A 23,257-nucleotide genomic window follows, 5' to 3' on the forward strand; every position below is an offset into this window, starting at 1 on the left:
TGAATCAGGCGCTGACCTGGGCGTGCCGCGCCAATCGTTCAATGGCGGCATCCAGCTCATCCAGGGCGTGCTGGGCGGCGGGCGCGTTCTGTTTTAGCAGGGTTTCGCTACGCTGGCAGGCAGCGCGCAGCTGCGGCACGCCGCAGTAACGGGTCGCGCCGTGCAGGCGGTGTACGCGCTCGATCAGGCTGTTGCGCTCGCCGCTGTCACGCGCCTGACGGATGGCTTGACGGTCGCCCGGCAGGCCGGCGAGCAGCATGCTCAGCATGTCGGCGGCCAGATCCGCCTTGCCGGCAGCCAGGCGCAAACCTTCGTCGGCATCCAGCACGCTGAGGGTGTTAGGCGTGGCGCTGATGCCTGTGTGTTCATCGCTTTGGTTGCGCAGGGCCAGGCCGGTCCATTTGAGTACCACCTGGGCCAGTTGACGCTCGCTGATTGGCTTGGTCAGGTAATCGTCCAGACCGCTTTGCAGCAAGGCGCGTTTCTCGTTGGCGAGCGCGTGGGCCGTTAGCGCAACAATCGGTACCGGGCCCTTGCCGCGTTCGTTCTCCAGTTGGCGAATGGCTTCGGTGGCCTGGCGGCCGTCCATGCCGGGCATCTGCACGTCCATAAAGATCAGGTCGAAGGTCTGCTCGGCGGCTTTTTCCACGGCCTCATAGCCGCTGTTGGCGATGCTCACCTGTGCGCCCATGTCGTCCAGCAGGGTTTGCACCAGCAGCAGGTTGGCCGGGTTGTCGTCGACGCAGAGAATGAGTGGCGGGCGGCTAGGGGCGCTTTGCATGTTTTCTGTGCGGTTCTGCCGTGGACTGACCAGCTCGGCCAAGCCACGCTGCAGCTTGCGCGTGCAGGCCGGCTTGGCCTGCAGCTGACTGTACGCATCCGGCAACAGGCTGTGGTACAGCGATTGTTCGGTGGTGGGGCACAGCAGCAGGGTTTTGCAGGCCAGGCGTTCGAGCTCCCAGATGCGTTGATCGAGGCGCTCCGGCGGCAAGGTCTGGGTGCTTACGCCGAGTACCGCCAGTTCGATTGGCTGGGCGCTATGTCGTGCTTCGGCCACGGCGTTGAGCAGGCTGTCGAGGTTATCGAAGCCGCTGACTTGCAGGCCGCAGTCTTCCAGTTGATGTTGCAGAGCCTGACGCGCCAGGTCGTGGTGTTCCAGGGCGGCCGCGTGGCGGCCCAGCAGCGGTGGCCGCGGCAGGTCTTCGGCATCGTCGCGGGCCTTGGGCAGGCTCAGGGTGATCCAGAATTCCGAGCCTTCCTCGGGCGTGCTGTCGACGCCGATTTCGCCACCCATCTGTTCGATCAGGCGCTTGGAAATCACCAGGCCCAGGCCGGTGCCGCCGGCCTGGCGGCTGAGCGAGTTATCGGCCTGGCTGAAAGCCTGGAACAGCTCGCGCAGGTCGTCATCGGAGAGGCCGATGCCAGTGTCCTGCACGCTGATGCGCAGCTGTGCGCGGTCGGCGCTTTCGTCTTCAAGCATGGCGCGAATCACGATGGTGCCAGCGCGGGTGAACTTGATCGCGTTGCTTACCAGGTTGGTCAGCACCTGCTTGAGCCGCAACGGGTCGCCAATCAGTGACAGCGGCGTGTCGCGGTAGACCAGGCTGAGCAGCTCCAGCTGCTTGGCGTGAGCGGCGGGGGCGAGGATGGTCAGGGTGTCCTGCAACAGATCGCGCAGGTTGAACGGGATGTTTTCCAGTACCAGTTTGCCGGCTTCGATCTTCGAGAAATCGAGAATCTCGTTGATGATCGCCAGCAGGCTGTCGGCGGATTTTTCGATGGTGCCCAGGTAATCCTGCTGGCGCGGCGTCAGTTCACTTTTCTGCAGCAGGTTGGTGAAGCCGAGGATGCCGTTGAGCGGCGTGCGGATCTCGTGGCTCATGTTGGCGAGGAACTCGGATTTGATCCGGCTGGCCTCCAGGGCTTCTTTACGCGCCAGATCGAGCTCGATGTTCTGGATTTCGATGGTTTCCAGGTTCTGCCGTACGTCTTCGGTGGCCTGATCGACGCTGTGTTGCAGTTCTTCCTGGGCGTTCTGCAGCGACTCGGCCATGCGGTTGATGCCCGAGGCCAGTTCGTCCAGTTCATGACTGCCGAGTGGCGGCAGGCGGGTTTCCAGGTGGCCGTCTTTAAGTTGGGCGACGCTCTGTTTGATCTGCCGCAGCGGGTCGTTGATGGTGCGGCTCATACGCACGGCGAGCAGGGCGGTGACCATTAGTCCGGTGGCAATCAGCAGCAGGCTGGCCAGCAGGCTGCGGTAGCCGCTGAGCAGGGTGCTGTGATGCGACAACTCCAGTTCGACCCAGCCGAGTAACTGGGTGCCGGGTTCGTTGAATGTACTGCCAGTCAGACTCAGGTGTTGCTGATACACGGGCATGAGAAAGCGTGTGGCGTCCTGGCTGCTGCTCTGTACTGGCTGTAATTCTGCGGTCATGGGCAATGGGGTGAGCATACGTGGTCCGGCATGGGCCACGGGGCCGCGCTCGGCGCTGAGAAAACTCACTGCGCGTACGTCAGGTTGCTCTAGAGCCTGGGTGGCGATGCGTTGCAGCAGGGGGGCATCGCCCGCCAGCAAGGCCGGGGCAGCCAGGGGCGCGAGCTGTTCGCTGATCATCTGGCCGCGCTGCAGCAGTTGCCCTTGCAGGCCCGAGAGCTGCACCCAGGTAAAATACCCGCCCAGCACTAATGCCAGCAGGCTGGTGGGCAGCAGGGTGAGCATGAGCACACGGCCTTTGATGCCTAGATCCTTTAACACGCGACGCCTCCTGGGGTGTGATGTCGGCAGTGTAGCGATTCGGCGAGTGAGAATCTGTAGGTGAGTGTGGGGGGAGTAGCATGTAGAATAATTCTCATTTGCTATGGTGTCGGTCTCGTGTTGAGCTGTGAAATTTCCATCGCACGCATTCTTCTGGTTGAAGACGATCCTTTGCTGGCCAGCCACATGCAGCGCCGCCTGGAAGACTGCGGTTACAGCGTCTGCCATAGCCGCGATGGCGGTGAAGGGTTGCGGCTGGCGGCGGATGAGCATTTTGATCTGGTTCTTCTGGACATTCTGCTTCCGGGGCTGAACGGTTTGCAGGCACTACAGCGGTTGCGCCAATGCCGCAGCGTGCCGGTGATTCTGATTTCCGCCTTGGGTGGCGAGCAGGATCGGATTGCCGGTTTCAGTCAGGGCGCGGATGACTACTTGCCCAAGCCTTTCAGCATGGATGAGTTGAGTGTCCGGGTTGCGGCTGTGCTGCGGCGCGTGGCTTATGAGCGGCGTGAATGGCTGCCTGCTGGGGTGGATCCCCATTTGCAGTTTGATGAGGTCCGTATGGATATCTCGCTGCAAGGGCGCTGGGCTGAGCTGACCCATACCGAGTTTCGCCTGCTGGAGCTGTTTGTCCGCCACCCCGAAGAGTTGTTGAGCAAAGCCTTTCTTTATCAGCAGGTGCTGCGCCGAGCTTTCTCGCGCCACGACCGTAGCCTGGACATGCACATCAGCCATGTGCGCCGCAAACTGCTGGCGCTGGGGTACACCGCTGCGCGTCTGGAAACGATCTGGGGCAAAGGCTATCTGTTCACCCGTGAGGGCGTTTGAGCCATGCCAGGACGTCACTCATTGTTCTGGCGACTGGCGCTGCTGGTCATGGCGTTTTGTTTGCTGATCATCTGGCTCAGCTGGTCATGGGGCGGGCGTATCGAGTTTCGCGGCTATCTGCTCAGTGAAGCGGCGAAGCAGCAACTGCTTGGCTATGCCACTGAGGCAGAGCAGGTCTGGCGCAGTGCCGGTGCCAAAGGCGTCGAGCGTTGGCAGACGCAGATGCAGCAGCGCGAATCTGTCTGGTTGAAAGTGATTGGCCGTGATTTGCGTGCGCTGGGTACACAGGCCTTGAGCCTTGAAGAAAGCGAGCGTTTGACGGCCATGCGCCGTATCGATTGGCCGATGAGCAAGCGCGCCAGTGGCCTGCCGGTCATTGCCTTGCCGTTTCTGCAGCAGCCACAGGATGGCCAACTGGTGATCGAGTTGCCGGAGCGTTTTCTGCCGCAGGGTTTTACCTGGCATGCCCAGTTGTTGGTGCACGGCCTGTTGCCTTGTGGGCTGGCGCTTTTGCTCTGTGCCTTGTTGTATCGCCTGCTGATTACCCCGTTGCAGCACCTGCGTGAGCAGGCCAACGCCCTGCGTGATGAGCAACTGAGTGTGCGCATGGCCAGTCAGATCAGTTCGCGCCGGGATGAACTGGGCGAGCTGGGCCGCGCCTTCGACCATATGGCCGAGCGCCTGCAGGGCATGCTCAGCCTGCAGCGTCAGTTGCTGCGCGATCTGTCCCATGAGCTGCGCACGCCCTTGAGCCGCTTGCGGGTGGCCTGTGAGAGTGGCCTGGATGCCGAGCAAATGCGCCAGCGCCTGGAGCGAGAGGTCAACGGCATGCAGTGCCTGGTGGATGACACCCTGGAGTTGATCTGGCTGGGGACGGAGCGTCCGCAGCCTGAGTTAGAGCCGATCAGCCTGCCATCACTATGGGCCGTGTTGGTCGAAGATGCCTGCTTTGAAAGCGGCTGGCCGCAGGCGCAGGTGCGCTGCCTGTTGCCTGACGACTGCTGCGTGCTCGGACACCTCAATGGTTTGGCGCAGGCGCTGGAAAACGGCTTGCGCAATGCCATTCGGCATTCCCCCTCTGGCGCAATGATCAGCCTGGGTGGGCGCTTGGAACAGGGCGATTGGCTGTTCTGGCTGGAGGATCAGGGTGGCGGCGTTGCGGCCACGCAGCTTGAACAGATGTTCTTGCCGTTTATTCGATTGTCTGCGGATCGGCCAGGCGGTGATGGCTTTGGCCTGGGGTTGGCGATTGCCCGTAGTGCCATGCAGATGCAGGGCGGAGAACTGTGGGCCGAGAATAGCGGGGCTGGACTGCGCCTGAGTTTTCGGTTGAAAAGTGTATAGATTGTAAATGAACTTTACTGCCAAATAAGAATAAGTATCATCTGCGCCGTTCCCGCGTACGGGGTGGGTTGGCGCAGTGCTTTGCTGTCAGCGCCTGCGCCTGGATGCGGACTAATCGCCACAGGAGAGGGTGTTCATGCAGTCGCGATTCAAGCTCAGTCATCTGTCATTGGCCATTGTTGCGGCCGGTCTTTCCCCCTGCACGCTGTTTGCCGCTGATGCGGTCGATGCTGAGGTGGATGCCCTGAGCGCAACCGCCGAGCCCGCCGATGCGATCACGCTCAAGGACGCCGTGGTCACCGCTAAGCAGGAACTCAAGCAGGCGCCGGGCGTATCGATCATCACCGCCGAGGACATCAAGAAGCGTCCGCCGGCCAATGATCTCTCCGATGTGATCCGCCGCGAGCCCGGGGTCAATCTGACGGGTAACAGCACCAGTGGCAGCCGGGGCAACAACCGCCAGATCGACCTGCGCGGCATGGGCCCGGAAAACACCCTGATTCTTATCGATGGCCGTCCTTCCAGCTCGCGCAACGCCGTGCGTTACGGTTGGACCGGTGACCGTGACACCCGTGGCGAAACCAACTGGGTGCCGGCTGAAGAGGTCGAGCGCATCGAAATCCTCCGCGGCCCGGCCGCCGCCCGCTATGGCTCTGGGGCCATGGGTGGGGTGGTGAATATCATCACCAAGCGGCCGACCGAGGAGTTGCGTGGCTCGGTCACCCTGTACGCGATCCAGCCGGAAGACGATGCCGAAGGGGCCGGCCAGCGTGCCAACTTCAACCTCAGCGGTGCGCTGAACGACAGCCTGGCCTTCCGCCTCTATGGCGGTGCCAACAAGACCAATGCCGATGATGCCGACATCAACGGTGAGCATCAGGTGGGGGCCGATACGTTGGTTGCAGGTCGTGAAGGCGTGCGCAACAAGGACATCAGTGGCCTGCTCAGCTGGCAGTTGAACCCCGATCACAGCCTGGACCTGGAAGCCACCTACAGCCGTCAAGGCAACATCTATGCCGGCGACACCATGCTCAATGGCGGTGGCGCATTCGTGAACCAGCTGTATGGCAAGGAAACCAATATCATCCAGCGCAGCAGCTACGCGCTGACCCATAACGGCAGTTACGACTGGGGCAGCTCCACCGCCTCGCTGGCCTACGACTACACCCGCAACGAGCGCCTCAATGAGGGCCTGGCCGGTGGCGGTGAGGGCGCGCCGGCGGAAGGGGCCGGGGTGTTCATGTCGCGCCTGCGTAACACCCGCGCCAATGCCGAAGTCAACCTGCCGCTGGAGGTGGGCGCGCCGCAAGTGCTGACCCTGGGCGGCGAATATCTTTATGAAAGCCTGAATGACCCAGGCTCCATGCGCGCGCAGACCTGGGACCCGGGTGTCGGCGGTGTGCCAGCGATTCCCGGTTTTGACCGCAGCCAAACCAAGACCACCGCGCACAGCTTTGCCCTGTTTGCCGAAGACAATATCGAGGCGGGTGAGCGCACCATCGTTACCCCGGGGCTGCGCTATGACGATCATGAGGAGTTTGGCGGCAACTGGAGCCCGAGCCTCAATGCCTCCCATGAACTGACCGATGAGCTGACCCTCAAAGGCGGTATCGCCCGGGCCTACAAGACCCCCAACCTGTATCAGTCCAACCCCAACTACCTGCTCTATAGCATGGGTTTTGGCTGCAACGCGGCAGAAGCCAACGCTGGCGGCTGCTACCTGATCGGTAATCCGGACCTGAAGCCGGAAACCAGTATCAACAAGGAAATCGGTCTGGCCTTGGACAAGGGCACCTGGCGTACCAGCGCGACTTACTTTCGCAACGACTACAAGAACAAGATCGTTTCCAGCAACACGGCGGACTTCCGCCTGGCGAACGGTCGTCGTGTACAGAACTGGGAAAACGCCGGCAAGGCGGTGGTCGAGGGGGTTGAAGGCAACCTGTTCGTCACCCTCAGCCCGACGCTGGAATGGAACACCAACTTCACCTACATGATCGAGTCCAAGGACAAGGACAGCGGCGAGCCGCTGAGCATCATCCCCGAGTACACCCTCAACACCAGTCTGGACTGGGCTGCCACCGAGAAGCTGTCGCTGCAGGTCAGTGGCACCTACTACGGTACCCAGGAGTCCCCCAGCTACAACGCTCGGCGCAACGTGGCGATCGACAGCCAGGCACAGAAGGACATCGATCCTTACGGCCTGATGGGCGTCAGCGCCGGCTATGCCTTCAATGAGCAGTACAGCGTGCGCATGGGGATCAACAACCTGTTCGACAAACGCCTCTACCGCGAAGGCAACGCCACCGAAGCCGGGGCCAACACCTACAACGAAGCCGGGCGTGCCTACTTCGCCTCGGTCACCGCATCCTTCTAAGTCATCGTGCTCCTTACCCGTCGCTACGGCGGGTTTCGGCTCCGCCAGGCCTGTCCTGGCGGAGCCTTTTCAGTGCAGGAAAACGCTTAATGCAAGTGTGGAATCAGGGGTATCTGGCCGAGTTGCCCTATCCCCATCATGTGCAGCCGCAGTTGGCACCCAGCTGGTTGGTGGCGCTGCAGACGGCCCTCGGGCAACGCGCAAGCAGCCTGTTGTCGGGGTTTCGCTATTGCGAACTGGGTTGTGGGCAGGGCCTGAACAGCCTGTTGCTGGCCGCCAGCAATCCCGAGGGGCAGTTCGTGGCGGTGGATTTAAACCCCCAACATATCGCCCATGGCCGTCGACTGGCCGCCGCTGCGCAGTTGAGCAATATCGAGTTTGTGCAGGCCGATTTCACCGAGCTGCTCGCGCAACCGGGTGAGGGTTACGACTTTATCGTGGCCCATGGGGTGTACAGCTGGGTGGCACCCGCGCAGCGTGAGGCTATCCGTGGCTTTGTCGAGCAGCGCCTCAACGCCAATGGGCTGCTGTGCCTGGGTTATATGTGTCAGCCCGGCATGGCGCCGTTGGCAGCGGCTCAGCGTTTTATCTGGCAGCACGCACAACACAGCGAAGGTTCACCGCCGCAGCGTGTGCAGGCGGCGCTGGAGGCATTGCAGGCCTTGCAACAAGGCGGCGCCGGCTATTTTATTGAGCAGCCTGAGATGGCCCGGCTGCTGGCGCGCAGTGCCGAGCAGGGGCTGGACTATCTGGCCCATGAGCTGTTGTGTGAGCACTGGCAGCCGTTGCCGGTGGGCGACGTCATGGCGGAGTTTGCCAGCCTTGGCTGTCAACTGATCGGCAGCGCCATTCCACTGGAAAACATCGATGCAGTGTCGTTGCCCGGTAACTGCCTGGCCGCGATTCAGCGTCTGACTGACCCGCTGCTGCGGGAAACCGCCAAGGACCTGGCACGTAACCAGGCCCAGCGCAGTGACCTGTACCAACGCGGCGATCAGGCCCTGTCTGCCACAGCGCATCGGCACGCCTTGCTGGACAGCTGTTGGGCATTGTTGCCCGCAGCGCCAGCACCGGGTGCGATTGAGTTCGCCACGCGCATCGGTCCACTGCAGGGCGCTGCCGAGTTGTATCAGCCGCTGCTGCAGGCCCTTGGCGAGGGGCCGCAGAGCTTTGCCGAACTGGCGAGGCGGCCTGCCCTGGCGGCGCAGGTCGGTCAACTCAGCGGTGCCTTGCAGCTGTTGATGTGGACGGGTTATGCCCATCCATTGCTGCACGCGCCAGTGGATGTCACCCGCTGTCAGGCACTCAACCGCCTGCTGGCTGAGGGCGCGTTGCAGGGCGTCGGTTACGCGCACCTGGCTGCGCCCAGCTTGGGCGCGAGTGTGCCGGCAGACAAACTGGAAATGGCGGCCGCTCGCGTGGTGCTGGAGCACCCGCCGTTACGTGGCGTCTTACTGAGTGAAACCATTCAGGCCCTGCTACGACTTCATGGTGTTGCCGTGGAACAGGCGGCCGAGCGTCTACAGCACTTCGAGCAATACACCTTACCCCGCTGGCAAGTGCTGGGGGTCGTGCCATGAAGCGCTGCTGGTTGTGGTTGTCCTGTCTGTTCTGGCTGAGCATGGTGAACGCTGCGGATTATCCCGGTTACCAACGGCTTGAGCCGTTTCAGGTGCAGTCGGCAGATGCCCAGCGCAGCTATCAGGTGCAGCTGCTGGTACCGGCGCGTGCAGCGCCGGCCAGCGGTTTCCCAGTGCTTTATCTGCTTGATGGCCATGCCGCGCTGGCAGCGCTGGACGCGCAGTGGCTGGACGAGCTGAAGGCTGGGACGCCGCCGCTGCTGGTGTTTATCGGGCATGCCGGAGAGCAGCCCTTCAATGTGCCGGCACGCACCCTCGATTACACCCCGGCACGTCGCGATGGTCAGCCCATGCAGGCCTTCAATGGGGTGCAGGGTGGCGGGTCTGCGGCCTTTCTGGCGTTGCTGGAGCAGCGCATCAAGCCGCAGGTAGCCGCGCTGCAACCGGTTGATCCGGCGCAACAGTCCCTCTGGGGGCATTCGTTCGGCGGGCTGTTCGTGCTCAACACCCTGTTCACCCAGCCGGCCAGCTTTAGCCGCTACATCGCCGCCAGCCCGTCGCTGTGGTGGCAGTCCGGGCTGGTGCTGGAGACCGAACGCGGCTTTGCCGGGGCCACTGCCCAGCTGTTGATCCTACGCGGCAGTGACGAAGGTTTGCCCGGTAACGCTCGACCCGGTGTCGACCCGGCGCAGCTGGAGCAGCGGCGCAAGGCCATGGCCGCGGTTCCGGCCGATGCCGCGCGGCAGATGGCCGAGCGCCTGACGCGCTGGCCGGGGCTGCAGGTGCAGTATCAGGAATTTGCCGGCTTGGGCCATGGGCCGATGTTGGCCGCGTCCCTGCGGCCGGCACTGCGGATGGCGGCCGGCTTGGCGCAGGAGGGAAGCGATGAGTAAGGCCGGAGAAACAATCCAGGCGTGGCCGATCTGTTCACGGGTGTTGGCCGGGCTGCTGGGCGGCTATGTGTTCACCTACGCATTGACCGCCGCCCTGGCGCAGCTGTTGCCGCTGGACCGGGTGGATGCGCTGCTGATTGCCAGCTTGCTGTCATTCACCGTCTACACCCTGGCGATTCTCTGGGCGTTTGCCGCGCGCAGCGTCTGGCGCGCCTGGGCGGTGGTGCCGGCCGCTGCGCCGCTGGCGCTGATTGGCTTCTGGCCACACCTACTGGAGCGCCTGGCATGAAACAGACCCTGACTCAATCCATGGCCTGGCTGCACACCTGGGGTGGCCTGCTGTTCGGCTGGCTGTTGTTCGCCATTTTTCTCACCGGCAGCCTGGCGGTGTTCGATCAGGAGATTGATCACTGGATGCAGCCGGAGATCCAACAGACGTCGGTCAGCAATGCTCAGGCTGTTGAGCACGCCGTGGCTTATCTGCAACGCCAGCATGCCGATGCCAGCGCCTGGAACATCAGCCTGCCCAGCGAGCGCATGCCTGCCTTGCAGGTGACGGCTGGCGATCGGCGTTCGGGTATCAACACCTACCTGGACCCGCAAACGGGCGAGCCGCTGGCGGTGCGCGAGAGTGCCGGTGGCAGCTTCTTCTTTCATTTCCATTACACCCTGAGTCTGTCGCGCAATCCGGGCATCTGGATTGTCGGCCTGGCCGCCATGGCCATGCTGGTGGCGCTGGTTAGCGGCATCATCATTCACAAGAAATTCTTCAAGGAGTTCTTCACCTTTCGGCCCAACAAGGGGCAGCGCTCCTGGTTGGATGCGCACAACGCCGGGGCGGTTTTGCTGTTGCCGTTTCACCTGATGATCACCTACACAGGCCTGTCGATCTTTGCCCTGATCTACATGCCGGCGGCGCTGGACAGCCTTTACAAAGGTGATTTTGCGGCGTTCTATCGCGAGCACATCGAGGTCATGGAGGCGCCGCGTCAGGCGTTGACTCACCCGGCGCCGCTGACGGCGCTGGCCCCGCTATTGGCTCAGGCCGAAGCACGCATGGGACCGCTGAGCGGTGTGGTGATCGAGCACCCCGGCCGCAGTGATGCGCATATCGAAATGCGCCGGGTGCTGGGTAACCGCATTGCCCTGACCAAAGGCCACAACATGGTGTTTGACGGTGTCACCGGTGAGCTGCTGGCCGGACCGCCTGAGCTGCGCCCCAGTGTGCTGGCGCAACGGGTGATGTTTGGCCTGCACTTTGCGCAGTTCGGCGGCTACCCGATGCGCTGGTTGTACTTTGTCTGCGGCGTGCTCAGCAGCGCCATGATCGCCACCGGGCTGGTGCTGTTTACCGTCAAGCGGCGGCGTAAATACGCCAGTGAAAGCCCCCTGGGGCAACAGCTCTATCGCCTGGTGGAAAGCCTCAATGTGGCGGTGATCAGCGGTCTGGCCGTCGCCTGTATCGGCCTGCTGTGGCTCAACCGCCTGTTGCCACAGGAGCTGGCTCAGCGTGCCGTTTGGGAAGCGCGTGGCTTCTTTGCGCTGTGGCTGCTGAGCCTGCTGCACGCCTGGCTGCGCCCGCGCCTGCAGGCCTGGCGCGAGCAGCTGAGCCTGGCGGCGTTGCTGTGCCTGGGCTTACCGCTGCTCAGTGCAGTCAGTGACGGCCAGGCCTGGGGTGACAGCATGCGCCTGTGGCTGGAGGTGACGGTGATAGCACTGGGCCTGCTGCTGGCCTGGAGTGTCTGGCGTTTGCGTCAGCCGCAGGTGCAACACAGCGAGCGGCGGGTGCGGCATGCACAGGCGCAGGTGAATTGAGATGATGACGGCATTCTTGGGCAGTTTGTTGCTGGCCTACAGCAGCATGCTGGCGCTGTGTCAGGGCCTGGAGCGGCACTACAAGCAGGTCTGGGGCAAGGCGCCGACGCGGCTGCAACGTCGCATTCTGCGTGGCAGTGGCTGGTTGCTGCTGGTGGCCAGCCTGTGGGGTTGCGCGCAAGCCTGGGGCTGGGCGATGGGCCCGGTGGGCTGGTTCGGCATGCTGTCGCTGAGCGGCTTTGCCCTGGCGCTGCTGTTGCCTTATGCACCGCGCCTGGCGGTGTACGCACCGGTGCTGGGGCTGCCGTGCTGGCTGTTGCTGTATGCCCTGGCGGGTTAATTTTGCTGCGTTGTAGTGGTGTTCGCTGATATGGCCGAGCGCAGTTTGCCGTTATCATGGCGCTCTTCTTTGCTTCTGGATCATTTCGTTCGCCATGAGCCTGCATTACCCAACCATCGCCGATTGCGTCGGCAACACCCCGTTGGTGCGCCTGCAGCGCTTACCGGGTAACACCAGCAACACCCTGCTATTGAAGCTGGAAGGCAACAATCCGGCCGGTTCGGTAAAGGACCGGCCGGCGTTGTCGATGATCACCCGCGCCGAGCAGCGCGGTGACATCCAGCCCGGTGATGTGTTGATCGAAGCCACCAGCGGCAATACCGGTATTGCCTTGGCCATGGCGGCGGCGATCAAGGGGTATCGCATGGTGCTGATCATGCCCGACAACTCCACTGCGGAGCGTAAGGCGGCAATGACCGCCTACGGTGCGCAGCTGATTCTGGTGGGCGGCATGGAAGAGGCGCGCGACCTGGCCTTGCAGATGCAGGCGGATGGCAAGGGCAAGGTGCTCGATCAGTTTGCCAACGGCGATAACCCCATTGCCCACTACACCAGCACCGCCCCGGAAATCTGGCAGCAGACGGGCGGGCAGATCACCCATTTCATCAGCTCCATGGGCACCACCGGGACCATCATGGGCGTGTCGCGCTTCCTGAAAGAGCAGAAGCCCGAGGTGCAGATTGTCGGTTTGCAGCCCATGGAAGGCTCGGCCATTCCCGGTATCCGGCGTTGGCCGCAGGAGTACCTGCCGAAGATCTATCAGGCCGAGCGGGTGGACCGCATCATCGACATGAGCCAGCAGGAAGCTGAAGACGTGATGCGTCGTCTGGCGCGTGAGGAAGGCATCTTCTGCGGGGTGTCTTCCGGCGGTTCGGTGGCGGCGATGCTGCGTCTGTCCCAGGAAGTGGAGAACGCGGTGATGGTGGCGATCATCTGCGACCGGGGCGACCGTTACCTGTCCAGTGGCGTTTACGACGCCCCGAGCAACTGATGGCCAAGAAAGACGGCGGTCTGCGCTTTCAACCCAGCGGTGGTTCCCGGGCGCCCCAGGTGCCAGTGGGCAAGAAGCAGAAACTGGCTATTGAGCGTTTGGCCAACGATGGCCGTGGCATCGCTTTCAGCGAAGGGCGTACCTGGTTTATCAGCGGCGCACTGGCTGGCGAGCAGATCGAAGCGCGGGTGCTGAGTGCCCATGGCAAGGTGGTCGAGGCGCGGGTCGAGCGCATTCTCACCGCCAGCGCTGAGCGGCGTGACGAGGCCTGCACACATGCCAAAGTCTGTGGCGGTTGCAGCTTGCAACATATGCCCCATGCCGATCAGCTTGCCCTGAAACAGCGCATGCTCGCCGAGCAGCTCAGCCGCTTGGCCAATCTTGAACCGCAAGAGTGGGCGGCGCCACTGGTCGGCCCTGAGCTGGGCTATCGCCGCCGCGCACGGATTGCCGTGCGCTGGGACAACAAGGCCAAGCGCCTGGATGTGGGTTTTCGTGCAGCGGCGAGCCAGGACATTATTGCCATCAGCGATTGCCCGGTGCTGGTACAACCCTTGCAGCCGATCCTGCGTGCATTACCCCAGGTGCTGCGTGAGTTGGATAAACCTCAGGCCATTGGTCATGTTGAGTTGTTCAGCGGCAGCTCCAGTGCTGTGCTGATAAGGCATACCGCCGCATTGAGCGAGACAGATCTGGCCCGGTTGCAGGCGTTCTGCACTGAGCAGGCTGCGCAGCTCTGGTTGCATGGCACGGCGGAGCCGCAGCCGTTTGATCCTGCGCAGCAACTGAGTTATCGCCTGGATGCGTTTGCTCTCGACTTGGCGTATCGACCTGGTGATTTTGTGCAGGTCAACCAGCCGGTGAATGACGCCATGGTCGCGCAGGCGCTGGATTGGCTGGCGCCGCAGGCCGATGAGCGGGTGCTGGATCTATTCTGCGGCCTGGGCAACTTCGCCTTGCCGCTGGCCCAGCGGGTGCGTGAATTGATTGCCGTGGAGGGCGTGCAGGCCATGGTGGAGCGTGCCGCGCTGAACGCCAGGACAAATGGTTTGGGCAATGCGCACTTTTTCCAGGCCGACCTGTCCAAGCCGCTGGTCGAAGCGAGCTGGGCGCAGGGCGGTTTTGCCGCGGTGCTGTTGGACCCGCCGCGGGATGGCGCGTTGCAGGCGGTCAAGCAAATGACGGCGTTGGGCGTCAAACGGGTGCTGTATGTGTCGTGCAACCCAACGACCCTGGCCCGTGACAGCGCCGAGTTGCTGGCGCAAGGCTATCGGCTGGAACGTGCCGGTATCCTCGATATGTTTCCGCAAACCGCGCACGTCGAAGCGATGGCGCTGTTTGTCAGGCAGTAGATAGAAGCGCCGTATCCCGGTGCTGCAGGGGCGTGCAGGGATTTCGCCTTAAGTGGTTAAACCGACCGGCTCAGAGAAGGCGGCGACTGTTCGGTGTGCTTGGCGCGCACCGTAGGGAAGGTAAACAAGATGGTTCAGGTCAGAGCGCATCAGCCGATCAATGACGACGGCAGCATCAACCTTGAAGCCTGGCTCGAGCATGTGCTGAGTGTTGATCCGGCGTTGGATCGTGACGCACTGCGCGAGGCCTGCGAGTTCGCCCGCGAGGCCGAACAGCAGGCCAATGCCGCCAAGAATCTGTGGACCGAGGGCGCCTCGAGTTTCCGCTCCGGTCTGGAAATCGCCGAAATTCTCGCCGACCTCAAGCTCGATCAGGACTCCCTGGTCGCAGCCGTAATCTACCGCTGCGTGCGCGAAGGCAAGGTGCCGTTGGCGCGGGTGCATCAGCGTTTCGGCCCGGTGGTGGCCAAACTGGTGGAAGGCGTGCTGCGCATGGCCGCGATCAGCGCCTCCTTGAACCCGCGTGATTCCCTGGTGCTCGGCTCTCAGGCGCAGGTGGAAAACCTGCGCAAGATGCTTGTGGCAATGGTTGATGACGTGCGCGTGGCGCTGATCAAACTGGCCGAACGCACCTGCGCGATTCGGGCGGTAAAAGAGGCCGATGACGAAAAGCGCCAGCGTGTGGCCCGCGAAGTGTTCGATATCTATGCGCCGCTGGCTCACCGTTTGGGCATCGGCCACATCAAGTGGGAGCTGGAGGATCTGTCGTTCCGCTACCTGGAGCCGGAGCAGTACAAGCAGATCGCCAAGCTGCTGCATGAACGCCGACTGGACCGCGAGCATTACATCAATGAAGTGATGGGTCAGCTGCGCGAGGAATTAGAGGCCACCGGGATCAAGGCCGACATCAGTGGCCGGGCCAAACACATCTATTCGATCTGGCGCAAAATGCAGCGCAAGGGGCTGCAGTTCAGCCAGATCTACGATGTGCGCGCGGTGCGCGTGCTGGTGCCACAGGTGCGTGATTGCTACACCGCCCTCGGTATCGTCCACACCCTGTGGCGGCATATTCCCAAGGAGTTCGACGACTACATCGCCAACCCCAAGGAAAACGGCTACCGCTCGCTGCACACCGCTGTGCTGGGCCCGGAAGGCAAGGTGCTGGAGGTGCAAATCCGCACCCAATCGATGCACGAAGAGGCCGAGCTGGGTGTGTGCGCACACTGGCGCTACAAGGGCACCGACGTTAAAGCCAGCTCCAACCATTACGAAGAGAAGATTTCCTGGCTGCGCCAGGTGCTCGAATGGCATGAGGAGCTGGGCGATATCGGCGGCCTGGCCGAACAGCTGCGGGTGGATATCGAGCCCGACCGGGTCTATGTCTTCACTCCGGACGGTCACGCCATCGACCTGCCCAAGGGCGCAACGCCGCTGGATTTCGCCTACCGTGTGCACACCGAGATTGGCCACAACTGCCGTGGCGCCAAGATCAACGGGCGCATCGTGCCGCTCAACTACAGCCTGCAGACCGGCGAGCAGGTGGAAATCATCACCAGCAAGCACGGCACGCCAAGCCGCGACTGGCTCAACTCCAACCTCGGTTACGTCACCACCAGTCGAGCGCGGGCGAAGATCGTCCACTGGTTCAAGCTGCAGGACCGCGACCAGAACGTTGCCGCTGGCAAGCAGCAGCTTGAGCGCGAACTGCTGCGTTTGGGCTTGCCGCATGTGGACTTCGACAAGCTGGCCGAGAAGGCCAACCTGAAAACCAGCGAGGACCTGTTTGCCTCGCTCGGCGCGGGTGATTTGCGCCTGGTGCAACTGGTCAACCTGGCGCAGCAACTGGTCGAGCCGGATCGGGTCAACGAACAGCTGGAGCTGATCCCGCGCAAGGCGCTGGGCTTCAAGCCGGGCAAGCGTGGCGATATCCAGATTCAGGGCGTCGGCAACCTGCTGACGCAGATGGCCGGCTGCTGCCAACCGCTGCCGGGCGACCCGATCGTCGGCTATATCACTCAGGGTCGTGGCGTGAGTATTCACCGCCAGGACTGCGCCTCGGTGCTGCAACTGGCCGGGCGTGAGCCAGAGCGGATTATCCAGGTCAACTGGGGCCCGGTGCCGGTGCAGACCTACCCGGTGGAAATAGTCATCAAGGCCTACGACCGTTCCGGCCTGCTGCGTGACGTGACCCAGGTGCTGCTCAACGAAAAACTCAATGTGCTGGCGGTGAACACCCGTTCGAACAAGGACGACAACACCGCGTCCATGTCGATCACCGTGGAAATTCCTGGGCTGGATGCGCTTGGGCGCTTGTTGGGGCGTATTTCGCAGTTGCCGAATATCATCGAAGCCCGTCGCCATCGGGTTTCCTGAGGCGATTACGACCTAACGGGATTTGCCATGTACCAACTCGACGACCTGCTGTACCTGATGGCCCGGCTGCGCGACCCGCAGCACGGTTGCCCGTGGGACCTCAAACAGAGCTACGCGACCATCGTGCCGCACACCATTGAAGAGGCGTACGAGGTGGCTGATGCCATCGAGCGCGGCGACTTCGATCATCTGCCGGGTGAGCTGGGCGACCTGCTGTTTCAGGTGGTGTATTACAGCCAGCTGGGGCGTGAAGACGGGCGCTTCGAGTTTGCCCAGGTGGTCGATGCCATCACCACCAAGCTGATTCGCCGTCATCCCCATGTGTTCCCCGATGGCGATCTGTATGGCGCAGTGGACGTGGCCAAGCTGGAAGAGGCCGCGGTCAAACAACGCTGGGAAGAGATCAAGACCGGAGAGCGTGCCGAGAAGGCTGTGGCCCCTGAGCAACTCTCGCTGCTTGATGATGTGCCTACGGCGTTGCCGTCGCTGAGCCGGGCGATCAAGTTGCAGAAGCGTGCCGCGCAGGTTGGTTTCGACTGGCCCGAGGCTTTGCCTGTGGTGGACAAAGTGCGCGAAGAGTTGGATGAAGTGCTCGAGGCCATGAGTGAAAACGACCCCGAGGCGATTGGCGAAGAAATCGGCGACCTGCTATTTGTGGTCAGCAACCTGGCACGGCATCTCAAGGTTGATCCAGAAACCGCTCTGCGTGCGGCTAACGCCAAGTTCGAGCGACGTTTTCGTTTTATCGAGCAGGCATTGCGCGAAGCGGGGCGCAGCATGGAAGATTGCGCCCTGGATGAGTTGGACGCGCTCTGGGGTGAAGCCAAAAAACTGGAAAAGCAGACCCCGAGTTGCTGAGCCCTTAGGGTGGATGACGTTATTCTCATCCACCGTCGGCAGGCACACGCAGGATGGTGAAGCGTCATCCTCTGTGCGAATAATGCGTCACGATTGCGCTGGGTACGCCCAGTTAATATTGAAGGTTGGAAAGGTAGGTTATGGCTCTCTCACTACGCGATCAGCTGCTCAAAGCCGGGCTGGTCAACGAAAAGCAGGCCAAGCAGGCCGGCAAGCAGCAGCAGAAACAGCAGCGCCTGGTGCATAAAGGTCAGGCCGAGAAGGACGAATCGCAAAAGCTTGCCGCCCAGCAGGCCATGGCTGAAAAGGCCGCGCGTGATCAGGAGCTGAACCGTCAGCAGCAGGAAAAGATCGAGCAGAAGGCCCGTGCCGCGCAGATCAAGCAGCTGATTGAAGTCTCGCGCTTGCCCAAGCTGACCACCGAGGATTACTACAACTTCGTTGACGACAAGAAGGTCAAGCGTCTGTCGGTCAACACCCTGATGCGCAATAAGCTCAGCAGTGGCTCGCTTGCCATCGTCCGCCACGGCGGCGGCTATGAAGTGATTCCGCGTGAAGCGGCGTTGAAGATTCAGGAGCGCGACGCCCAGCGTGTGGTGCTGCTCAATATCCCGACTGAAGCGCCGGATGCCGATGATCCCTATGCGGCCTATCAGGTGCCGGACGATCTGATGTGGTAATGGCGCCGAGCCGAACCTACGGACATCAGCCCAATAAAAAGCCGAGCACGTAGCTCGGCTTTTTATTGGTGTTAACTCAGTCCTGGCGGCCTACAACGGCTTTACCGTCGACGGTGCCGTCCTTGAGCATGATCTGGTATTCCTTGCCGTCTTTCTCGACCTGATGCAAGCGCACCAGCAGGAAGTCCCAGTCCTTGGCAAACCAGAGGATGGTCTTGCGGCTGCTTTGCGTCGGGTCGCGCACGCGTTCGACTTTGATTGCGTCGATAAGACCGGCCTTGGTGCGCACGGTTTCCTCGCCGAGCACGCGGAAATCGTAGGTTTCCACTTCATCACCATCGACCACTTGATAGCTCATGGTCTTGGTGCCGGCGGCCACGTCGTATTGCAGGGCCAGTTGGTAGGTTGACTTGTCCAGCAGGCCACGATTCAGCGGCAGGCGCACCGGGGTGTCGCGATCACTGCCAATGACCTGTTTGGCACTCCAGTCGAAGTCGTGCTCGATCTTCTTGCCCTTGCCCAGGCCGTTGCGCTCATACAGGTAGGTCTGCGGCAGGAAGACTTCTTTGTCCACGCGCAAGGTGCTTTGTTCGGTCAGGCTGGCGACCAGCATGGAGGCTTCGAAGTTCAGCTTCCATACGCCGTTATCCAGGGCTTCAAGGCTGCGTTCGGCGCTGCCGCTGACGGGCAGTTGCTTCCAGTCGGCGGTGTAGCTGGCGGAGAAGGGTTTCAGCTCGACGGCCAGTGCCGGCAGGCTCAAAAGTGTCAGTGCGAACAATAAGGCGCGACCCATGGTGTCTCCTTGATTACGTTCGAATTAGCTGTCCAGTGCTCGGTAACAGTTGCTCATCCAACATCGCCCCCTGCGCGGCCAGCTGCAAACGGCCTTCGGCAAACCAGCGCACGGCCAGCGGGTAAATCACATGTTCCTGCTCGTGTACACGTTGCGCCAGGCTGGTGGGCGAGTCATCCGACTGTACCGGTACCACTGCCTGTACGACCAGTGGTCCACCATCGAGTTCCTCGCTGACGAAGTGCACGCTGCAGCCGTGTTCGCTGTCACCCGCTTCCAGCGCCCGCTGGTGGGTGTGCAGGCCTTTGTGTTTCGGCAGCAAGGAGGGGTGGATATTCAGCAGACGGCCGGTGTAGTGGCTGACGAAGGCGGGGGTGAGAATGCGCATAAACCCCGCCAGCACCACCAACTGCGGATCAAACGCATCAATGGCCTCGACCAGCGCGGCATCGAAGGCTTCGCGGCCGTCGAATTGCTTGTGATCGAGCACGGCGGTGGCGATGCCAGCCTGTGTGGCGCGCTCCAGGCCATAGGCATCGGCGCGGTTGGAAATCACCGCGGCGATGCGTGCCGGATTGCCGTCATGGGCGATGCTGTCGATCAGCGCCTGCAGGTTACTGCCGGAGCCGGAGATCAGCACCACCACATTGCACTGTGCCGACATTAGTGCTGTTTCAGGTTGTTCAGCACGACCTGGGCGGCCCCTTCGGCAGCTGTGCCGATTTGGCCGATCACCCATGGTTGCTCGCCAGCGGCAGTCAGGGTCTGCAGGGTGACGTCGACTTGATCCTGCGCCACGCAGATCACCATGCCGACGCCGCAGTTGAGCACGCGGTGCATCTCGTGCTCATCCACATTGCCTTTTTCCTGCAGCCAGTCGAATACCGCCGGGCGCGTCCAGCTGGCCACGTCGACCACGGCCTGGGCGCCTTTGGGCAGCACGCGCGGGATGTTGTCGAGCAAACCGCCACCGGTGATGTGGGCCATGGCTTTAACTGCACCCGTTTCTTTGATCAGCTTGAGCAGCGGTTTGACGTAGATGCGCGTCGGTGCCATCAGCAGGTCGGTCAGCGGCTTGCCATCGACCTGGGTGGTTTCGATATCCGCCCCGGAGACTTCGATGATCTTGCGGATCAGCGAGTAGCCGTTGGAGTGCGGGCCGGAGGACGGCAGGGCGATCAGCGCGTCACCAGTGGCGACTTTTGAGCCGTCAATGATTTCGGCTTTTTCTACTACACCGACGCAGAAACCGGCCAGGTCGTAGTCTTCGCCTTCGTACATGCCGGGCATCTCAGCGGTTTCACCGCCAACCAGGGAGCAGCCTGCCAGTTCGCAGCCGGCGCCGATGCCGGTGACCACGGTGGCGGCGACGTCGACATTGAGCTTGCCGGTGGCGTAGTAATCGAGGAAGAACAGCGGCTCGGCACCACAGACGACCAGGTCGTTGACACACATGGCAACCAGGTCCTGGCCAATGCTGTCATGCTTGTTCAGGTTCAGCGCCAGGCGCAGCTTGGTGCCCACGCCATCGGTGCCGGAGACCAGCACCGGTTGTGTGTAGCCAGCCGGGATCTCGCACAGCGCGCCGAAGCCGCCCAGCCCACCCATGACTTCCGGACGCGCGGTGCGCTTGGCCACGCCTTTGATGCGTTCGACCAGGGCTTCGCCCGCGTCGATATCTACACCTGCGTCCTTGTAGCTGATGGAGGGTTGCTTGCTCATAGATCCAGGCCTTTAGGGGGAAATTCGGATTGGCACCACCGCTTATGGCGGCGGTCTGCGAAGGCGCGCGATTTTATCAGGCTTGCCCGGCAGCGGCCACCCGCGAAGGTTGCCGGTGTAGGGGCGGCTGTTTAAGCTCGAAATGGGGTTGTTCTTGGCTACCTGCGACTGAAAAGGGCTTTGGAATGCGCCTTAACAGCACCTAAACTCGCACTCTTGAGCCAGCGACTCCTGCTTTATGTGGTGTGGGTTGGCCATAACTGTTGTTAAACCTGGCCTGCGCGCCACTTTCCGTCCGTCGAGAATTCATCCATGCGTTTGACCGCTCGCCTGCTTCTAGTCTGTTTGTCGCTGTCTGGCCTGCCGGCGTTTGCTGCGCCGGTGAGTGATCTGTACCAAGTCCGCGAAGCGGTCAGCAGCCAGCAACCGGAAGAGCGCGCTGCGGCTCTGAGCCGCGCGCTGGATACCCTGGTGCTGCGCCTGACCGGCAAGGCCGATGCGGCGCAGAACCCGGCACTGGCGGCGCTGCGCAAGGACCCGCAACAGATCATCAGCCAATATGGCTATGAGGGCGAGCAGCTGCTGGTCGACTTTGACCCACTGAGCACCGATCGCAGCCTGCGTCAGGCGGGCCTGGCGTTGTGGGGCGCCAATCGCCCGAGCATTTTGCTGTGGTGGCTGAGTGATGCCAGCGACGGCAGCCGTCTGCTCGGCGATGGCCAAGCTGCTGCCGCACCTCTCAACCAGGCCGCGCATCACCGCGGTCTGCCACTGCGCTTGCCGTTGGCCGACCTGGCCGAGCAACTGGTGGCGGTGCCAGAGAACCTCATGGCCAATGATCCGGCTGCCTTGCGTGAAGCCTCCGAACGCTACGCCGCCGATGCCTTGCTGGCAGTTGTGGCGCGCGAAGCAAGCGGTCAATGGCAGGCCGAGTGGCGCTTGTGGCTGGGTGATGAGCGTGAGCAGGGCACTGTGCAGGGTGCCGATCAAGCCGTGTTGGCCGATGCTATTCTGTTGGACGTTAACCAGCGTCTGGCCCCCCGCTTTATTGTCGCAATCGGCGCCGCCAGTGCTCTTAATGTGGAAGTGCAGGGCGTTGACCTGGCGCGTTACGCCGAATTGCAGCGCATTCTCGAACCCTTCGCGGCGCAACTGCGTAAGGTTCAGGGCGATACGCTGACCTTTGTGGTCAATGCCAATGCAGAGCAGTTGCGTGCGCAACTGGGGTTGGCGCGCCTGCAGGAAGTGCCGGCAGAAGCACCAGTGGTTGACGCCAGCCAGTCGGTTACGCCGCCGGCTACTGCGGCTGAGCCCGTTTCCGCAGTGGTAGCGCCTGAGAATGTGCTGAGGTTTCGCTGGTAGACTGCGGCAATTACCCCGGTCCCTGATTTGAAAACCGCAGCTATCGAGCTGCGGTTTTCTTATGTAACGGGCCTCGCGGTTTGAGTATTTCTGGATAAAACGTTGGCATATGGAGCGCTGGGCATGATCGATTCGCACCGTTGGATATGGATAGTCGCGGCACTGCTGCTGTGCGGCCTGGTGTACCTGCTGGCGCCGATTCTCTCGCCGTTTCTGATCGGCGTGCTGCTGGCCTATATGGGCGACCCGCTGGTCGACCGTCTGGAGCGCTGGAAGCTGTCGCGGACCTGGGGGGTGGTGGTGGTTTTTGCCCTGATCACCCTGATCATGGCCATTCTGCTGTTGGTATTGGTGCCCATGTTGGGCAAACAGCTGGTGCGTTTGTATGAACTGGCACCGCAGATGCTCGATTGGGCGCAACACCAGGCATTGCCGTGGGTTCAGCTCAAGCTGGGGCTGAGTGATGGTTTCTGGCGCTTTGATCAATTGAAGGCGGCTTTCTCCGGGCAACTGGGTAAAACCACCGATATCGTGAGCACGCTGCTGTCCACGGCCACGGCCTCGGGTATGGCGCTACTGGCCTGGCTGGCTAACCTGGTGCTGATTCCGGTGGTGAGCTTCTACCTGATGCGCGATTGGGATCTGATGGTCGCCAAACTGCGCAGCCTGCTGCCGCGCGGCCGTGAAGGCCTGGTTGTGCAGCTGTTCGGCGAGTGTCACGAAGTGCTCGGGGCTTTCCTGCGTGGTCAGTTGCTGGTGATGTTGGCGCTGGGTGTGCTGTATGCCACCGGTCTGATGGTGATTGGCCTGGAACTCGGGCTGCTGATTGGCGTGCTGGCCGGTTTGGCCAGCATCGTGCCTTACCTGGGTGTGGTGGTCGGCATCGGTGCCGCGCTGACGGCGGGACTGTTCCAGTTCGGTCTGGATTTCTACCCGCTGATGGGCATTGCTGCAGTCTTTATCGTCGGGCAAATGCTCGAGGGCATGCTGTTGACGCCGATGCTGGTGGGCGACCGCATCGGCCTACATCCGGTCGCCGTGATCTTCGCCATCATGGCGGGCGGTCAACTGTTCGGCTTTACCGGCATCCTTCTGGCTCTGCCCGTGGCGGCGGTGATCATGGTGTTAGTGCGTCATCTACATGATTTCTATAAACAATCGGACACTTATGGCGCTACGCCTGAAAACGATTGA

The 23,257-nt window shown here is 62.0% G+C and carries 19 protein-coding genes; 15 read left to right on the forward strand and 4 right to left on the reverse strand.

Going from position 1 to position 23,257, the window contains the following annotated elements:
* Positions 1-4 precede the first annotated feature (4 nt).
* A complete protein-coding gene (locus OU997_RS16310; RefSeq protein ID WP_108488032.1) occupies positions 5-2,755 on the reverse strand; it encodes an ATP-binding protein in 2,751 nt (916 codons plus the stop codon).
* Positions 2,756-2,872: 117 nt separating this feature from the next.
* Here OU997_RS16310 and OU997_RS16315 point away from each other — a divergent pair, with 117 nt between their 5' ends.
* From OU997_RS16315 to OU997_RS16375, 13 genes are all read left to right on the forward strand, one after another.
* Complete coding sequence (locus OU997_RS16315; RefSeq protein WP_267807560.1) at positions 2,873-3,583, forward strand: response regulator transcription factor; 711 nt, start codon at positions 2,873-2,875, stop codon at positions 3,581-3,583.
* 3 nt (positions 3,584-3,586) lie between these two features.
* On the forward strand, positions 3,587-4,927 hold the full coding sequence (locus OU997_RS16320) for a sensor histidine kinase (RefSeq protein WP_267807561.1): 1,341 nt from the start codon (positions 3,587-3,589) through the stop codon (positions 4,925-4,927).
* A gap of 136 nt (positions 4,928-5,063) precedes the next feature.
* Positions 5,064-7,304 carry a TonB-dependent siderophore receptor gene (locus tag OU997_RS16325; RefSeq protein WP_267807563.1) on the forward strand — a complete coding sequence of 747 codons (2,241 nt, stop codon included), beginning with the start codon at positions 5,064-5,066 and terminating at the stop codon, positions 7,302-7,304.
* Between the two features lie 89 nt (positions 7,305-7,393).
* On the forward strand, positions 7,394-8,884 hold the full coding sequence (locus OU997_RS16330) for a class I SAM-dependent methyltransferase (protein WP_267807565.1): 1,491 nt from the start codon (positions 7,394-7,396) through the stop codon (positions 8,882-8,884).
* Positions 8,881-9,777 (forward strand): alpha/beta hydrolase, encoded by an 897-nt coding sequence (locus OU997_RS16335; RefSeq protein WP_267807566.1) that lies wholly within the window; start codon positions 8,881-8,883, stop codon positions 9,775-9,777. Before OU997_RS16330 ends, OU997_RS16335 begins: the two co-directional genes overlap by 4 nt.
* Entirely contained in the window at positions 9,770-10,066 is a 297-nt protein-coding gene (locus OU997_RS16340; protein WP_267807568.1) for an iron transporter, read from the forward strand. The genes OU997_RS16335 and OU997_RS16340 overlap by 8 nt, the downstream gene beginning before the upstream one ends.
* A complete protein-coding gene (locus OU997_RS16345) occupies positions 10,063-11,592 on the forward strand; it encodes a PepSY-associated TM helix domain-containing protein (protein ID WP_267807570.1) in 1,530 nt (509 codons plus the stop codon). The genes OU997_RS16340 and OU997_RS16345 overlap by 4 nt, the downstream gene beginning before the upstream one ends.
* 1 nt (position 11,593) lies before the next feature.
* Positions 11,594-11,932, forward strand: coding sequence for a DUF3325 domain-containing protein (locus tag OU997_RS16350; protein ID WP_108488025.1), 339 nt, complete (start codon positions 11,594-11,596; stop codon positions 11,930-11,932).
* A gap of 94 nt (positions 11,933-12,026) precedes the next feature.
* Positions 12,027-12,923 (forward strand): cysteine synthase CysM, encoded by an 897-nt coding sequence (gene cysM, locus OU997_RS16355; RefSeq protein WP_108488024.1) that lies wholly within the window; start codon positions 12,027-12,029, stop codon positions 12,921-12,923.
* Entirely contained in the window at positions 12,923-14,275 is a 1,353-nt protein-coding gene (gene rlmD, locus OU997_RS16360) for a 23S rRNA (uracil(1939)-C(5))-methyltransferase RlmD (RefSeq protein ID WP_267807572.1), read from the forward strand. The genes cysM and rlmD overlap by 1 nt, the downstream gene beginning before the upstream one ends.
* Positions 14,276-14,404: 129 nt before the next feature.
* Entirely contained in the window at positions 14,405-16,648 is a 2,244-nt protein-coding gene (gene relA / locus OU997_RS16365; RefSeq protein ID WP_108488022.1) for a GTP diphosphokinase, read from the forward strand.
* A 27-nt stretch (positions 16,649-16,675) separates the two neighbouring features.
* On the forward strand, positions 16,676-17,506 hold the full coding sequence (gene mazG, locus OU997_RS16370) for a nucleoside triphosphate pyrophosphohydrolase (RefSeq protein WP_267807573.1): 831 nt from the start codon (positions 16,676-16,678) through the stop codon (positions 17,504-17,506).
* A gap of 140 nt (positions 17,507-17,646) precedes the next feature.
* The gene (locus OU997_RS16375) at positions 17,647-18,186 is read left to right on the forward strand and encodes a DUF2058 domain-containing protein (RefSeq protein WP_267807575.1); all 540 of its coding nucleotides are present in this window, start codon (positions 17,647-17,649) and stop codon (positions 18,184-18,186) included.
* Positions 18,187-18,262: 76 nt separating this feature from the next.
* On the opposite strand, the gene OU997_RS16380 is transcribed toward OU997_RS16375, so the two are convergent.
* From OU997_RS16380 to purM, 3 genes are read right to left on the reverse strand one after another with little or no spacing between them, the layout of a single operon-like run.
* Positions 18,263-18,979 carry a DUF3108 domain-containing protein gene (locus tag OU997_RS16380; RefSeq protein ID WP_267807577.1) on the reverse strand — a complete coding sequence of 239 codons (717 nt, stop codon included), beginning with the start codon at positions 18,977-18,979 and terminating at the stop codon, positions 18,263-18,265.
* A gap of 13 nt (positions 18,980-18,992) precedes the next feature.
* A complete protein-coding gene (gene purN, locus OU997_RS16385) occupies positions 18,993-19,643 on the reverse strand; it encodes a phosphoribosylglycinamide formyltransferase (RefSeq protein ID WP_267807578.1) in 651 nt (216 codons plus the stop codon).
* Entirely contained in the window at positions 19,643-20,701 is a 1,059-nt protein-coding gene (gene purM, locus OU997_RS16390; protein WP_108488017.1) for a phosphoribosylformylglycinamidine cyclo-ligase, read from the reverse strand. Before purM ends, purN begins: the two co-directional genes overlap by 1 nt.
* Positions 20,702-21,013: 312 nt before the next feature.
* Here purM and OU997_RS16395 point away from each other — a divergent pair, with 312 nt between their 5' ends.
* Together OU997_RS16395 and OU997_RS16400 are read left to right on the forward strand one after the other, a co-directional pair.
* Positions 21,014-22,063 carry a DUF2066 domain-containing protein gene (locus tag OU997_RS16395; RefSeq protein ID WP_267807580.1) on the forward strand — a complete coding sequence of 350 codons (1,050 nt, stop codon included), beginning with the start codon at positions 21,014-21,016 and terminating at the stop codon, positions 22,061-22,063.
* A 123-nt stretch (positions 22,064-22,186) separates the two neighbouring features.
* Complete coding sequence (locus OU997_RS16400; RefSeq protein WP_108488015.1) at positions 22,187-23,257, forward strand: AI-2E family transporter; 1,071 nt, start codon at positions 22,187-22,189, stop codon at positions 23,255-23,257.

It is taken from the genome of Pseudomonas sp. SL4(2022), from assembly GCF_026625725.1.
Classification (GTDB): Bacteria; Pseudomonadota; Gammaproteobacteria; order Pseudomonadales; family Pseudomonadaceae; genus Aquipseudomonas.